This is a genomic window from Synechococcus sp. NOUM97013 (assembly GCF_014279815.1).
In the GTDB taxonomy this organism is placed as follows: domain Bacteria; phylum Cyanobacteriota; class Cyanobacteriia; order PCC-6307; family Cyanobiaceae; genus Synechococcus_C.
In genome coordinates this window covers 20,857-34,934 of the sequence record NZ_CP047941.1, presented here as the reverse complement: position 1 = coordinate 34,934, position 14,078 = coordinate 20,857, and the positions used below count along the sequence as shown (strand labels likewise).

At 62.2% G+C, this 14,078-nt stretch carries 14 protein-coding genes; 8 read left to right on the top strand and 6 right to left on the bottom strand.

Annotation, left to right across the window (positions count from 1 at the left end; genetic code table 11):
- Position 1: 1 nt before the first annotated feature.
- Positions 2-565: an elongation factor P gene (efp, locus tag SynNOUM97013_RS00155; RefSeq protein WP_186480280.1), complete on the bottom strand. Its 564-nt coding sequence runs from the start codon at positions 563-565 to the stop codon at positions 2-4.
- Positions 566-642: 77 nt separating this feature from the next.
- Here efp and SynNOUM97013_RS00150 point away from each other — a divergent pair, with 77 nt between their 5' ends.
- Together SynNOUM97013_RS00150 and thiL are read left to right on the top strand one after the other, a co-directional pair.
- The gene (locus SynNOUM97013_RS00150; protein ID WP_186480279.1) at positions 643-1,716 is read left to right on the top strand and encodes a peptidylprolyl isomerase; all 1,074 of its coding nucleotides are present in this window, start codon (positions 643-645) and stop codon (positions 1,714-1,716) included.
- Between the two features lie 5 nt (positions 1,717-1,721).
- Positions 1,722-2,708 (top strand): thiamine-phosphate kinase, encoded by a 987-nt coding sequence (gene thiL / locus SynNOUM97013_RS00145; RefSeq protein WP_186480278.1) that lies wholly within the window; start codon positions 1,722-1,724, stop codon positions 2,706-2,708.
- Between the two features lie 72 nt (positions 2,709-2,780).
- Here thiL and gap read toward each other — a convergent pair whose 3' ends face one another.
- The gene (gene gap / locus SynNOUM97013_RS00140; RefSeq protein WP_186480277.1) at positions 2,781-3,806 is read right to left on the bottom strand and encodes a type I glyceraldehyde-3-phosphate dehydrogenase; all 1,026 of its coding nucleotides are present in this window, start codon (positions 3,804-3,806) and stop codon (positions 2,781-2,783) included.
- 173 nt (positions 3,807-3,979) lie between these two features.
- On the opposite strand from gap, the gene murC reads away from it, so the two are divergent.
- Genes murC through SynNOUM97013_RS00125 form a run of 3 tightly spaced genes read left to right on the top strand, consistent with a single transcriptional unit; the run spans position 3,980 to position 6,705 of the window.
- The gene (gene murC / locus SynNOUM97013_RS00135) at positions 3,980-5,431 is read left to right on the top strand and encodes a UDP-N-acetylmuramate--L-alanine ligase (protein WP_186480276.1); all 1,452 of its coding nucleotides are present in this window, start codon (positions 3,980-3,982) and stop codon (positions 5,429-5,431) included.
- Complete coding sequence (gene murB / locus SynNOUM97013_RS00130) at positions 5,407-6,339, top strand: UDP-N-acetylmuramate dehydrogenase (protein WP_186480275.1); 933 nt, start codon at positions 5,407-5,409, stop codon at positions 6,337-6,339. The genes murC and murB overlap by 25 nt, the downstream gene beginning before the upstream one ends.
- Before the next feature lie 24 nt (positions 6,340-6,363).
- Positions 6,364-6,705, top strand: coding sequence for a YbaB/EbfC family nucleoid-associated protein (locus SynNOUM97013_RS00125; RefSeq protein WP_186480274.1), 342 nt, complete (start codon positions 6,364-6,366; stop codon positions 6,703-6,705).
- Here the strand turns inward: SynNOUM97013_RS00125 and rsgA are convergent.
- Genes rsgA through grpE form a run of 4 tightly spaced genes read right to left on the bottom strand, consistent with a single transcriptional unit; the run spans position 6,680 to position 9,724 of the window.
- Positions 6,680-7,561, bottom strand: a complete 882-nt coding sequence (rsgA, locus tag SynNOUM97013_RS00120) for a ribosome small subunit-dependent GTPase A (protein ID WP_186481315.1) — start codon at positions 7,559-7,561, stop codon at positions 6,680-6,682. The genes SynNOUM97013_RS00125 and rsgA overlap by 26 nt on opposite strands.
- Before the next feature lie 19 nt (positions 7,562-7,580).
- Complete coding sequence (locus tag SynNOUM97013_RS00115; RefSeq protein WP_186480273.1) at positions 7,581-7,823, bottom strand: sulfurtransferase TusA family protein; 243 nt, start codon at positions 7,821-7,823, stop codon at positions 7,581-7,583.
- Between the two features lie 2 nt (positions 7,824-7,825).
- Positions 7,826-8,956: a molecular chaperone DnaJ gene (gene dnaJ, locus SynNOUM97013_RS00110; RefSeq protein ID WP_186480272.1), complete on the bottom strand. Its 1,131-nt coding sequence runs from the start codon at positions 8,954-8,956 to the stop codon at positions 7,826-7,828.
- Positions 8,957-8,998: 42 nt separating this feature from the next.
- Entirely contained in the window at positions 8,999-9,724 is a 726-nt protein-coding gene (grpE, locus tag SynNOUM97013_RS00105) for a nucleotide exchange factor GrpE (protein WP_186481314.1), read from the bottom strand.
- Positions 9,725-9,818: 94 nt separating this feature from the next.
- Between grpE and SynNOUM97013_RS00100 the strand changes: the two genes are divergently transcribed.
- From SynNOUM97013_RS00100 to SynNOUM97013_RS00090, 3 genes are read left to right on the top strand one after another with little or no spacing between them, the layout of a single operon-like run.
- The gene (locus SynNOUM97013_RS00100) at positions 9,819-11,555 is read left to right on the top strand and encodes a GspE/PulE family protein (protein ID WP_186480271.1); all 1,737 of its coding nucleotides are present in this window, start codon (positions 9,819-9,821) and stop codon (positions 11,553-11,555) included.
- Positions 11,556-11,565: 10 nt separating this feature from the next.
- Positions 11,566-12,642, top strand: coding sequence for a type IV pilus twitching motility protein PilT (locus tag SynNOUM97013_RS00095; protein WP_186480270.1), 1,077 nt, complete (start codon positions 11,566-11,568; stop codon positions 12,640-12,642).
- Positions 12,643-12,644: 2 nt separating this feature from the next.
- Positions 12,645-14,075 carry a type II secretion system F family protein gene (locus tag SynNOUM97013_RS00090; protein ID WP_255442841.1) on the top strand — a complete coding sequence of 477 codons (1,431 nt, stop codon included), beginning with the start codon at positions 12,645-12,647 and terminating at the stop codon, positions 14,073-14,075.
- Positions 14,076-14,078: the final 3 nt, after the last annotated feature.

The following is a 14,078-nucleotide window of genomic DNA, read 5'->3' as shown; positions in this document are numbered from 1 at the left end:
CTCAGCTGTTCTCCCGGCCCAGGTAGGAATCGTTGCGGGTGTCGACCTTGATCTTCTCGCCGATCGAGAGGAACAAGGGCACCATCACTTGAGCACCGGTTTCAAGGATCGCGGGCTTGGTGCCACCGGTGGCCGTATCACCCTTCACACCCGGGTCGGTCTGGGTGATTTCCAAAACCACGGAATTGGGCAGTTCAACCTCAAGGGGCTTGTCATTCCAGGAGACAACGCTCACCTCCATCCCTTCCTTGAGGTATTTGCGGCTGTCACCGATCTGCTTCGCCGTAAGACGCGTCTCCTCAAAAGACGCCATGTCCATAAACACGTATTCCTCGCCCTCCATGTAGGTGTGCTGGAGGGTGGCTTTCTCGAGCATGGCCTGGGGGACCATCTCACCGGCACGGAACGTCTTTTCCACCACGCTGCCGCTTTGCACAGCCTTGAGCTTGGTGCGAACGAATGCAGAGCCCTTGCCTGGCTTCACGTGCAGGAACTCGACCACGCGCCACACGGCACCGTCGAGCTCGATCGTGGTGCCAGTGCGAAAGTCGTTGCTGGAGATCATTCCCGCCGAACGGTTCAGGGGATCATACGGCTGTGCCAAAGTCCTTTCAGCACCTGGGGTTCTCCTTGGCGATTCGGATGGCGTTTCAGCGCCTCAGTACGTGGCTTCTCGGTCTCGCGATGATGATTGGCATCGCCTGGGCCTCACCGGCCTGGGCGGGGCTGCCTCAGGGCAATGCCGTGCAAGATCCAGCGGCGATCCTGCGTGATTCGCTGCCGATGGATCAGGAGGACCTTCGCGAACTGCAACATCGGCTGGAAGGCACCAGTGACGATCTGCGCGCCAAGCGCTGGAGCGCTCTGGGACGAGGAATCAAGCGCACCCAGTCGGTGCTGAACACCCGACGAAACACGATCATCGCGGCGCTCCCTAGCGAAGACCAGGCGCAGGCGGAACAGGTTCTCGATGCGGTGAGCAGCGACCTTGATCTGCTGCAAGAACGTGTCGACGCCTCCGACAAGGCAGGCTTCATCGAGACCCGCCGGAGGGCACTCAGCCGGATCGGAGACCTCGAAGCGATGTTGATCGATGACCGCCTGCCGGACATCCCCGCTGAGTTTGAGAACCTGCCGCGCCTGGCCGGACGGGCCACTGTGGTGATGAAGACCACCCAAGGGGATCTCACCGCCGTTCTTGACGGCTATAACGCCCCGCTGACCGCAGGAGCCTTCGTTGACCTGAGCCTGAAGGGCTTCTACGACGGACTGCCGTTCAACCGAGCTGAAGACTTCTACATCCTGCAGAGCGGTGATCCGGAGGGTCCGGAGATCGGCTACATCGATCCCAAAACGAAGCAGGAACGTCACGTTCCACTGGAGATCAGAGTTCCCGGCGAGCCGGAAACGTTTTACAACCAGACCTTCGAGGATGTCGGGCTTTACAAGGCCACTCCAGTGCTGCCCTTCTCCACCCTCGGAACCCTGGGTTGGGCTCACTCCGATCAGGCCCTCGACGACGGCTCCTCACAGTTCTTCCTGTTCCTTTACGAAGCGGAGCTGACCCCCGCCGGTCTCAACCTGGTGGATGGCCGTAACGCCGCCTTCGGATACGTTGTTGACGGCTTCGATGTGCTCGAAGAACTGGGCGTGGATGATGAAATCCTCAGCGTGAAGGTGGTCGAGGGCGCGGATCGTCTGCAGCAGCACGCCTGAAAGCCGTGACGGTGACCCTGGGGGAGCTGGGCGAAGCGGAATTGCTGAGGCGACTGGCGCGTTTCGCTCCGCCCGGTCAGCTGAGCGATGACACAGCCGCTCTCAGCTCCGACTCCAGACCCTTGTTGGTGAACACCGACGTGCTTGTGGATGGTGTTCATTTCAGTGATGCAACGACAAGCGCAGCGGATGTGGGCTGGCGTTCGGTGGCAGCAAACCTCTCCGATCTCGCCGCCAGCGGAGCGGTTGCCATCGACGGCATCACCGTGGCCCTGGTGGCTCCAGGCACCACCCCATGGCGCTGGGTGGAGGAGCTCTACACCGGCATTGCAGCTGGTTTGGATCAATTCGGAGGGACGTTGCTGGGGGGTGACTGTTCCGCGGGCCTCCAGAGACTGGTTTCGATCACAGCCATGGGGCGTCAGGGTCCGCTGCGCCTGCATCGCGGCCAAGCGCAGCCCGGAGACTGGATCGTGACTAGCGGGGCCCATGGGTTGAGCAGGCTTGGCCTGGCACTGCTGCAGAGGGATGACGCCCTGAACGCTGCAGATCTCGATCCCCAACTGCGTGCACAGGCCATCGCGAAGCATCAACGGCCCATTCCGAGACTCGATGCGCTCCACACCCTGCTGGCCTGCAAACCCGATGCTCTGGGCTGGAGAGCCGGCGGCACCGACAGCAGCGACGGGCTGCTGTCGGCCGTGGAAGCACTGTGCAGCAGCAGTCGTTGCGGCGCTGAACTGACGCAGGCCTGGCTGCCGCGAGCGCAACACTGGCCATCCGGTGAACGCTGGGATCAATGGTGTTTGGCAGGAGGCGAAGACTTTGAACTGGTGTTGAGCCTTCCCCCCACCTGGGCCCAGCGCTGGTTGGATCGACAGGCCGGAAGTCGACGCATCGGCAGCATCACGGGTGAGGGCGGCGCCATCCGCTGGAGCGAGAACACACAGCCCGTGCAGACCCAAGGGTTCCATCACTTCCGCAACCGCTGAGCACCGAGCCACAAAAAAGCCCTCCCCGAGGGGAGGGCTGATGCGCCTATCGGAAGAACCTTCAGGCGAAGATCACTTCCTGTTCTTGGCGACCACTTCGGCCAAGTCGACCACACGCTGGCTGTAGCCCCACTCGTTGTCGTACCAAGCGACGATCTTGAAGAAGTTGTCGCCCATGGCCAGGGTCAGGTCTGCATCAAAGATGGTCGACTGGTTGGTGCCGGCGTAGTCGCTGGACACCAAGGGCAGATCGCCGTACTTGATGATCTTGCTCATGGCGCCGTCAGCGGCTCCCTTGATGATCGACTTGATCTCGTCGACGGAGGAAGCGCGGGAGGATTCGAAGACCAGGTCAACGGCGGAGACGTTGGGGGTGGGAACGCGCATAGCAATACCGGTGAACTTGCCCTTCACAGCGGGATACACCAGAGCGACAGCCTGAGCGGCGCCGGTGGAGGTAGGCACCATGTTCACGGCTGCCGCACGGGCGCGACGCAGGTCGCGGTGATTGTTATCGAGGATCCGCTGGTCGCCGGTGTAGCTGTGGATCGTGGTCATCAGACCGCGGTTGATTCCGATCGACTGGTCAATCACCTTCACCAGGGGAGCCAGGCAGTTGGTGGTGCAACTGGCGTTGCTGAGGATGTCCCAGTCCTCGTGGTTGTACTGGTCTTCGTTCACGCCCACCACGAAGGTGCCGACCTTGGGTCCCTTGCCGGGGGCGGTGAGGATCACCTTTTTGGCACCAGCCTGGATGTGCATGCTGGCCTTCTCATCGGTGTTGAACACACCGGTGGACTCGAGCACCAGATCCACGCCCCACTCCTTCCAAGGGCAGTTGAGAGGATTGCGGTCAGAGAAGAACTTGACTTCCTTGCCGTTGACGATCATCGAATCGTCGGTGGTCTCGATCTTCACGCTGGGATCAAGCTTGCCCAGAATGGAGTCGTAGGTGAGCAGGTGAGCGCTGGTCTTGGGATCGGAGGTAGCGTTAACACCAACAATCTCGATACCGGTATCAGCGCCACGGCTGATCCAACCCCGCATCACATTGCGACCGATTCGGCCGAATCCATTGATCGCAACGCGCAGGGTCATCGTAAAAGCGGCAGAACCGCAACAAGGTTTGGCCGCCGATCATACAGAAATCGCTGTTTTTCTTCTGCTCATCAGTTCTTCTGAGCCTTGCGACCGAGCCCTCGCGACAATCTGCGCCATTTAGTGGTCACTCCGAAAAGCTGATTTATCCTGCGTTTTCACGATTTTCTTCCTTGAGCAGACCTCTCGACAGACCGTCGTCGGTGCATTTCCTGGGTGCCGGCGGAATCGGCATGTCTGCTCTGGCCCGGATTCTGATCGATCGCGGTCATCAGGTGAGTGGATCCGATCGGCGAATGTCCCCCGCCATGGAAGGTCTGCAAGCCCTGGGCATGGTGGCCTTCGGTTCCCAGGTTCCCGAGAATTTTCGCGAACTGGATCAGCGCGGCATCACAGCACCGCTTGTGGTGATCAGCAGCGCCATCCCGGACAGCAATCCTGAGCTGATCGAAGCCCGCGAACGCAAGCTGACGATCTGGCACCGATCCGATCTGCTGGCTGCCCTGATCGATCAGCAACCCTCCATTGCTGTGGCCGGGAGCCACGGCAAAACCACCACAAGCACGGTGGTCACCTCCCTTCTCCACAGCGCCGGCGAAGATCCGACAGCTGTGATCGGCGGGATCGTTCCCTGCTACGGCACCAATGGCCATGCCGGGTCAGGACGACTGCTGGTGGCGGAAGCCGATGAATCGGACGGATCCCTGGTCAAATTCAACGCCGCTCTGGGCGTGATCACCAATCTTGAGCTGGATCACACCGATCACTACCGGGATCTGGATGACCTGATCGTTACCATGCGGCGCTTCGGATCCGGATGCAGCCGCCTGCTCGCCAACCAGGACGATCCGATCCTGAGCGAGCACTTTCAGGCCGACGCCTGGTGGTCCGTGCAACGCAGCGACAACGTGGACTTCGCCGCCCTACCCATCAGCCTGGAAGGCGATCGCACTACTGCCGACCTCTATGAACAGGGTGTTCGGGTAGGGCGGATCACCCTCCCCCTTCCCGGTCTTCACAACCTCAGCAATGCCGTCGGAGCCATCGCTGCCTGCCGCATGGAAGGCGTACCGCTTGAGCAACTGATTCAGCACCTTGGCCAGCTCAAATCACCAGGGCGTCGCTTCGATTTCAGAGGCGACTGGGAAGGGCGGTTGATCGTTGACGACTACGCGCATCACCCCAGTGAAGTAGCTGCAACCCTCACCATGGCGGATCTGATGGTGTCGAGCGGCCGCAGCCCCCTGCCACGGGCTCCACAACGACTCATGGCCGTGTTCCAACCACACCGGTTCAGTCGGACGCAGGAATTTCAGCAGGAGTTCGCCCAGGCCCTCAGCACCGCAGACCTCGTGGTGTTGGCCCCAGTGTTTTCAGCTGGCGAGTCAGCGATTGACGGTGTGACCAGCGAGGCTTTGGCCCGCTGCATGCAGCAGCTCCGATCCGACCAGATCATTTATGTGGCCAGCACGATGGACCAGGTCACAGAGCTCGTGTGTGAACACAGCCGAGCCGATGATCTGGTGCTGGCCATGGGGGCCGGCGATGTGAACAGCCTCTGGTCGCGGCTGTCTGCCAACTCAGCGCAAGGGCAAGCGTCATGTCAGTCAGCAGTCGCGAGCTAAAAGCACTCCAGAGCAGCAGAGTCCTGCAGGAGCAGGTCCCGCTGGCGGGCTACACCACCTGGCGTGTGGGCGGACCGGCCCAATGGTTGGCCGAACCCAACGACCCGGATCAGATTTCTGCGCTGCTGCGCTGGGCAGCGGATGCTGGCTTGCCCGTGCGTGTGATTGGAGCCGGCTCCAATCTGCTGATTGCCGATGCAGGCCTGCCAGGGCTGACGCTCTGTCTGCGTCGACTGCAGGGCTCCGAACTGAATGCCAAAACCGGCCAGGTTCGGGCCTTGAGCGGAGAAGCGATTCCAACACTGGCGCGCCACGCCGCCAAGCAGGGCCTGCAGGGCCTCGAATGGGCTGTAGGCATTCCCGGCACCGTGGGTGGTGCAGCCGTGATGAATGCCGGAGCCCAGGGTGGTTGCATCGCTGAGCATCTGCTCAGCGTGGATGTCATTGACCTCATGGCCGAGGACATGGCGATCCGACGCATCGAACGGGATGCCCTCGATTACGCCTATCGCCACAGCGCCCTGCAGCAGCAGACCAGCTTGGTGGTTGCGGCTGACTTCCAGCTAGAGCCGGGGCATGATCCTGCAGAACTGCAACGGCGCACGAGCGGCAACCTCAGCCACCGCACCAGCACACAGCCTTACAAACAGCCCAGCTGCGGCAGTGTGTTTCGCAACCCCGAACCGGAGAAAGCGGGCCGACTGATCGAAGGGCTTGGATTGAAAGGACGAAGCATCGGTGGCGCCCAGGTGTCGGAAGTGCATGCCAACTTCATCGTGAACACCGGTGACGCACAGGCTGACGACATCCGTCGTTTGATCCACTTGGTGCAGCAGGAAGTTGCCGATGCCCATGGCATCGAACTGCATCCGGAAGTGAAACGGCTGGGATTCGAGTCGGCGGCCTAACCTTCCGATTCCTTCAGCGATTCCATGGCCGGTTTCGGACTTCCCAATTTCGGACAGCTCACCGAAGCCTTCCGCAAGGCGCAGCAGATCCAGCAGGACGCCCAGAAACTGCAGGAAGAGCTGGATGCCATGGAGATCGAGGGCAGCAGCGCTGACGGTCGGGCCAGCATCTGGCTCTCCGGCAACCAGCAGCCCCTACGCGTAAAACTGGACCCCAGCCTGCTGAGTGAGGGCCAGGAAGCCGCGGAAGCCGCGACTCTCGAAGCCCTTCAGGCGGCGTACGAAAGCTCCACCGGCACCATGAAGGAACGGATGCAGGAGCTCACCGGTGGGCTCGACCTCAACCTCCCCGGGATGGGCGGCTGAGTCCAAGCAACTCCTCCACCGCGCGTCGGTACATCGGATAGCGCTCCCAGTCGCGTGTGACGCCGCACCCGGGTTCATCCCGGTGCAGGCAGTCGCGGAAGCGACAGGGATGCTGCTCGAGCTGAGCCCTCAGCTCAGGAAACAGCACTTCAAGGTTGCGCACATCGTCCGGCAGTTCCGGACGATTGAACCCGGGCGTATCCGCCACCCGAGCCCCTGGGGCAAACGCATGCAGCTCCACATGTCGAGTGGTGTGGCGACCGCGCTGCAGCCGGCCGGACACAGCACCCACCCTCAGGGTCAGACCAGGCAACAGGCCATTGAGTAGTGAACTCTTGCCCACCCCGGAAGGTCCGCAAAGCACGGATATCGGTGCCGAGGCCAGCTGCACCCGCAAGGCCTCCAGGCCCATGCCCGATTGGGTGGACACCAACAGAGGCTCATACCCCCAGCCCTGCAGCCGCCGTTTCAGCTGATCCAGCTCCTCCGGCTCCAGCAGATCGCACTTGGTGAGCACCAGCAGCACCTGCAAGCCGGTCTGTTCGGCCGTCAGCAGAAACCGGCTGACCTGATCAGGATCGAAGGCGGGTTGTTCCACCGCCACCGCCACCAACACACAGGTTGCGTTGGCCACAGGCGGACGGGTCAGAAAGCTGCTGCGGGGCTCCACGGCCGCCACCACCGCTCGGGCGTGATCCCGATCGATAGCCTCCACCCGCACGCGATCTCCCACGTGCACGGCTGCGCCTCGATGGTTCAGCCGCGTGCGGCGCGTGCACAACAGACGGGAGGGAACCCCCTGAGGTGCTGCATCCAGCTCCACCTCTAGGTAGTTGGCCTGAAGCGCCACCACCATGCCCGACTGAAGCTGGCGATCACTCACAAGAACAGATCACCATCAGCCGCACCCTCGCCTCCGAGATGGGCTGCACCTCCACCTGATGACCATCGCGGCGCAGACCGGGAACCACCATCTCCTCAGGCTCACCCGGATCCAGATCCACCTGCAGGACCTGGCCAGCAGTCATGGTCTCCAGGGTGAGTCGACAGCGAATGAAATTGAGCGGACAGGGCGTCCCACACAGATCGAGCTGTTGGTCCGGGAGACGCTCCGTCATGGTCAACGCTGTCCGAACAGGCGTGCGAACAGGCCACTCTTGTGATGGTGATGTTGCTCACCGCGAGCGGAGTGATGACCAGCCAGCTCCTCGAGCAGACCGCGCTCTTCATCGTTCAGCCGTGTGGGCAGCTTCACATTGACGGTGATGCGCTGATTGCCCCGGGCCACAGGATTACCCAGCTTGGGAATGCCCTTGTTTTCCAGGGTGAGCACGGCATTGGGCTGCGTACCGGCAGGAATCTCAAGGCTGGTGGGTCCATCCACCGTGTCCACCTCAATGGTGTCGCCCAGGATCGCCTGCAGATAGCTGACCTTCACCTCGGAGTTGACCGTGAGGCCATCCCGCTTGAGCGAAGGATGCGGTTTCACCGTGATGAAGACGTAGAGATCACCGGAAGGACCTCCCCGGAGACCGGCATTGCCCTCGCCTGCCACCCGTAGCCGGGTGCCGGTGTCGACACCGGCAGGAATATTGATGCGCAGCTTCTTGCGCACCTGGGTCACGCCCTGACCGCCACAGGCATTGCACGGATCAGCAATCACCTGACCAGTGCCATTGCAGGTGGGACATTCGGCGACCTGCGTGAAACTGCCGAAAGGCGTGCGCGTCGCACGACGGACCTGACCGACACCGCCACAGGTGGAGCAGGTGGTGGGACCGCTGCCGCTCTTGGCACCACTGCCACCGCAGGTGGTGCAGGTTTCCAGGTGAGGAACACGGATCTCCCGCTCCTGTCCGAACACCGCCTGCTCGAAATCGATCGTGAGGTCGTAGCGCAGGTCGTCGCCCTGCTGAGGACCGCGGCGCCGCTGCTGGCGGCCACCCCCTGCTGCACCGCCGAACCCACTGAAGAAGGTTTCAAAGATGTCGGCGAAGCCACCCATGTCGCCCATGTCGGGCATGCCGGCCGCACCGCCGAGACCCGCCTCACCGAATTGGTCATATCGACCGCGGGTCTGGGGATCACTGAGCACCTCGTAGGCGCGACCGATCTCCTTGAAGCGGTCTTCCGCGCCGGGCTCCTTGTTGATGTCGGGGTGGTACTGGCGGGCCAGTCGCCGATAGGCGCGTTTGAGGGTGTCAGCATCGGCATCCCTGCTGACGCCGAGCAGCTCGTAGTAGTCAGCCATCAGCTGGTCATCCCGAAGGTCACAGTAAAAGCAGGAGTGGGATCAACCGTTGGCATCACCCGCGACCTCCTCACCAGCGGCAGCATCCTCGGCTGGGGCTTCAGTGGCTGAACCTGACTGGGGACCGGGACCCATCGACACTTTGACCATGGCGTGACGCAGCACGCGACCGTTGAGGTGATAGCCACGCTGCAGCTCTTCCATCACCACGTCCTCGCCATGCTCCTCGCTCGGTTCGCGCAGCACCGCCTCGTGGAGTGTTGGATCGAAGTCCTGCCCCACCACACGCATGGGAGCCACCCCGAGCTGCTTGAGCACGTCTACCAGCTGTTTGTAGAGACCTTGATAGCTGCGATGCAGCGCCTGAGCTTCCTCTCCCTCGGGATTCAGCTGCTGACGGGCACGCTCGAAGTTGTCCACAACCGGCAGAATTTCACTCAGGGTGCTGCAGGTGAGCTGCACCTTGAGATCGTCCTGGTCACGGCTCTGACGCTTGCGGAAGTTGTCGAAGTCCGCCGCGATGCGTACGTACTGGCCTCGCAGCACCTCGTGCTCCTCACGCAGGGTGGAATGTTCGCGCTCGAGCTGTTCGAGACGGGCCTCGTTGTCGCCGGCGGGAGCGGCTGGCTCCGACGCGGCAGCCTCCGGAGTCGGAACCGCATCAACGGATGCGGCCTCCGTGGACTCAGAAGCCATCACGCCAGGTTGCTGGCCGTCAGAAACTTCCGTGGACAGATCCTGCGCGGGGGTGGAAGCATCGCCACTCATGCTGACCGGTTGCGAATTCACGTCTAGACATGTTGATAGGTGAGGTAGGCCTCACACAAGCGGGGGAAGCCCGCACCTCCCATGAATTGGATCCGTGATCGACGATCGCCGGCGTCTCGAACTTGAATTGCTGTTGCAGCAGTCGATCCCGGGAACTCTCGGCCGTGCCGATGCGCCATCCCTGCTGCAGAAGCTGAAAACGATGGGCTTCGATCCAGCACGGCATGCCGCGCTGGGCGAACAGCTCACTGCATTGCTGGATCAGCAGTCCTCCCCGCATCCAGACAGCGCGTCGAGCCAGGCCACCCCTGCACCGATGCATGCCGTCGACGCAACCGAACCGATCGAGCGTTCAGCCGACCCAAACACCGAAGAGACCACCCTTGCGGCGAACACCGTGGCGGAGACCGCCACCTCCTACCTGGAGGAGTTCTCCGTGGATGGCGTTCTGGAGCAGGACCCGGAGGAGGCAGCAGCGGAATCAGCCGGACCGGAGGATCTGGAGTCGAGCCTCAACGATGCGGACCGTTCGCCGGTAATCAACCTGGTGGACCGAATCCTGATGCAGGCCCTTCAACTGGGAGCCAGTGACATTCACGTGGAGCCCCAGCAAGCAGGTCTGCAACTGCGCTTCCGTCAGGACGGTGTGCTGCAAAGCCACATTGAACCCCTGCCCAGCCGGCTGATCCCGGCCGTGACCTCCCGCTTCAAAATCATGGCGGACCTGGACATCGCCGAACGCCGCATCGCCCAGGACGGTCGGATCCGCCGTCGTTTCCAGAACCGCACGGTGGACTTCCGGGTGAACAGCCTGCCCAGCCGCTACGGCGAAAAGATCGTGCTGCGACTGCTCGACAGCTCCGCGACCCAGCTGGGTCTCGACAAGCTGATCAGCAACCCGGAGGCGCTGGAACTGGTGCGAGCCCTCGGGTCCAAACCGTTCGGAATGATCCTGGTGACTGGTCCGACGGGATCCGGTAAATCGACCACCCTCTATTCATTGCTGGCGGAACGCAACGAGCCGGGAATCAACATCTCCACGGTTGAAGATCCGATCGAATACACCTTGCCCGGGATCACCCAATGCCAGGTGAATCGCGACAAAGGGTTCGATTTCAGTCAGGCCCTGCGGGCCTTCATGCGTCAGGACCCGGACGTGCTGCTGGTGGGAGAGACCCGCGATCTGGAAACAGCGAAAACAGCCATTGAGGCAGCCCTGACCGGTCACCTGGTATTGACCACCCTGCATTGCAACGACGCCCCCAGCGCCATCGCCCGTCTGGATGAGATGGGGGTGGAACCGTTCATGGTCAGCGCCTCCCTGATCGGGATCGTCTCCCAGCGACTGCTGCGGCGGGTCTGCCCCCACTGCCGCGTCGCCTACCGCCCGGACCCTGAGGAACTGGCGCGGTTCGGATTGATGGCCAGCCATGAAGCCGATGTGAGCTTTTTCAAGGCCAATCACCAAGACGGGGAGTTCAACAACTGCCCTCACTGCCAGGGCAGCGGATACAAGGGCCGGGTTGGGGTGTATGAGGTGCTGCGCATGAACGAGGAACTTGCGGCAGCCGTGGCCAAAGGCGCCACCACCGACATGGTGCGGCAACTGGCTCTCGAAGGCGGCATGAAGACCCTGCTGGGGTACAGCCTCGATCTGGTGCGGGAAGGCCACACCACCCTGGAGGAGGTGGGGCGCATGGTGCTCACCGACGCAGGCCTGGAATCGGAACGGCGCGCCCGGGCCCTGAGCTCACTCACCTGCAGTGGATGTGGTGGCGGACTCCAGGAAGGTTGGCTGGAATGCCCTTACTGCCTGACACCACGTCATTGAGGACGGAGCGATGGAGCTGATGATCGAAGACCTGATGCAGGAGCTTGTCGAGGCCGGCGGCAGCGACCTGCACATCGCCAGTGGGCAGCCCCCCTACGGCCGCTTCAGCGGCGAACTGCGTCCGATGCGGGACGAACCTCTGCTGGAGGAGAGCTGCAACCGGCTGATCTTCTCCATGCTCAACAACAGTCAGCGCAAGACACTCGAACAAACGTGGGAACTTGACTGCGCCTACGGACTGAAGGGCGTGGCCCGCTTCCGGGTGAATGTGTACCGGCAGAAGGGAAGCTATGCCGCCTGTCTGCGGGCCCTCGGCAGCAGCATTCCCAGCATCGATCGGCTGAATCTGCCGCCGGTGGTGGTGCAGACCTGCGAACGACCACGGGGCCTTGTGCTGGTCACAGGACCGACCGGCTCGGGAAAGACCACCACCCTGGCGGCGCTGCTCGATCACATCAATCACAGCCGCGCCGAACACATCCTCACCATCGAGGATCCGATCGAGTTCGTGTACAAGAGCGACCGCAGCCTGGTGCATCAGCGGCAGCTGAATGAAGACACGCGCAGCTTCGCCAACGCCCTCCGTGCGGCGTTGCGCGAGGACCCGGACGTGATCCTGGTGGGTGAAATGCGGGATCTGGAAACGATTCAACTGGCGATCAGCGCAGCGGAAACCGGCCACCTGGTGTTCGGCACCCTGCACACCAGTTCGGCCGCGCAGACCGTGGACCGCATGGTGGATGTGTTTCCCCCCGAGCAGCAGACCCAGATCCGCGTGCAACTCTCCGGAAGCCTGGTGGCTGTGTTCTCGCAGACCCTCTGTCGCCGCAGCAACCCAGCCCCGGGCCAGTTCGGGCGGGTGATGGCCCAGGAAATCCTGATCAACACCGCCGCCACAGCCAACCTGATCCGCGAAGGCAAGACCGCACAGCTGTATTCCCAGATCCAGACCGGAGGAGAACTGGGCATGCAGACCCTTGAGAAAGCGCTGGCGGATCTGTTGAAACGCAAGCAGATCTCCAAGGCGGAAGCCATGGCCAAGGCCTCGAAACCCGGGGAGCTGGAACGACTGATCCAAGAGCTCTGACCATGGGTCAGTTTCGGGCGACTTACCTGAACCGAAAGGGCGAACGCCTCAGCATCACGCTGAAAGCGGAGGACAGCGCCAGCATCCGTCAGCAGCTGCGCAAGCGGGGGTTCAAACCAATTCAGGTCGAATCCTGCCACCAACAACCTGACGCACCAGGGCAGCGCACCCGACGATTCGAAGCCCGCTGTCTGACCACCCGTGGCAGAACGCGCACAGTCACCCTGAACGCCGCCTCAGCTGACGACGCGCGCCGGCAACTACGCAAGAGCGGTCTGCGTGTTCAGGAGATCCAACTGGTCACCGACACCAACGGCGGTGACCCCGACGACAAGGGGAAGGCGCCGCAGACCAAAAGCAACCTGCTGCAATCACTGGAAGAAGCGCTCCAGAAACCGCCAGGAGTGAAGGACAAAGCAGTGTGGGCCAGCAAGCTTGCGGCGCTGGTGGATGCAGGCGTGCCGATCGTGCGCAGCCTGGATCTGATGGCCACGCAGCAGAAGCTGCCGATGTTCAAGAAGGCACTGACGGCTGTGGGGCTTGAGGTGAACCAGGGCATCGCCATGGGCGCAGCCATGCGCCAATGGCCCAAGGTGTTCGACCAGCTCACGGTGGCGATGGTGGAAGCCGGGGAAGCCGGAGGTGTGCTCGACGAATCGCTCAAGCGACTGGCCAAGTTGCTGGAGGACAACGCCCGTTTGCAGAACCAGATCAAGGGGGCTCTGGGCTATCCCGTAGCGGTACTGGTGATCGCCATCCTGGTGTTCCTGGGAATGACGATCTTCCTGATTCCCACCTTCGCGGGCATCTTCGAAGACCTGGGCGCCGAGCTGCCCCTGTTCACCCAGCTGATGGTCGACCTGAGCGAGCTGCTGCGCTCCTCAGCAGCGCTGGTGTTTGCCGGAGCCCTGATGGTGATGATGTGGATGTTCAGCCGCTATTACGCCACCCACAAGGGCCGCAGGGTTGTGGACCGGCTGATGCTGAAGGTCCCCCTGTTCGGGGATCTGATCATGAAAACGGCGACGGCTCAGTTCTGTCGGATCTTCAGCTCGCTGACCCGCGCCGGGGTGCCGATCCTGATGTCACTGGAGATCTCCAGTGAAACCGCCGGAAACTCGATCATCTCCGACGCGATTCTCGACTCCCGCAGCCTGGTCCAGGAGGGGGTGCTGCTGAGCACCGCACTGACACGCCAGAAAGTGCTGCCCGATATGGCTTTGAGCATGCTCTCGATCGGCGAGGAAACCGGCGAGATGGACCAGATGCTCAGCAAGGTGGCCGACTTCTACGAAGACGAAGTCTCCGCATCGGTGAAAGCACTTACTTCCATGCTCGAGCCGGCGATGATCGTCGTGGTGGGCGGCATCGTGGGCTCCATCCTTCTGGCGATGTATCTGCCGATGTTCACCGTGTTTGATCAGATTCAGTAAGGA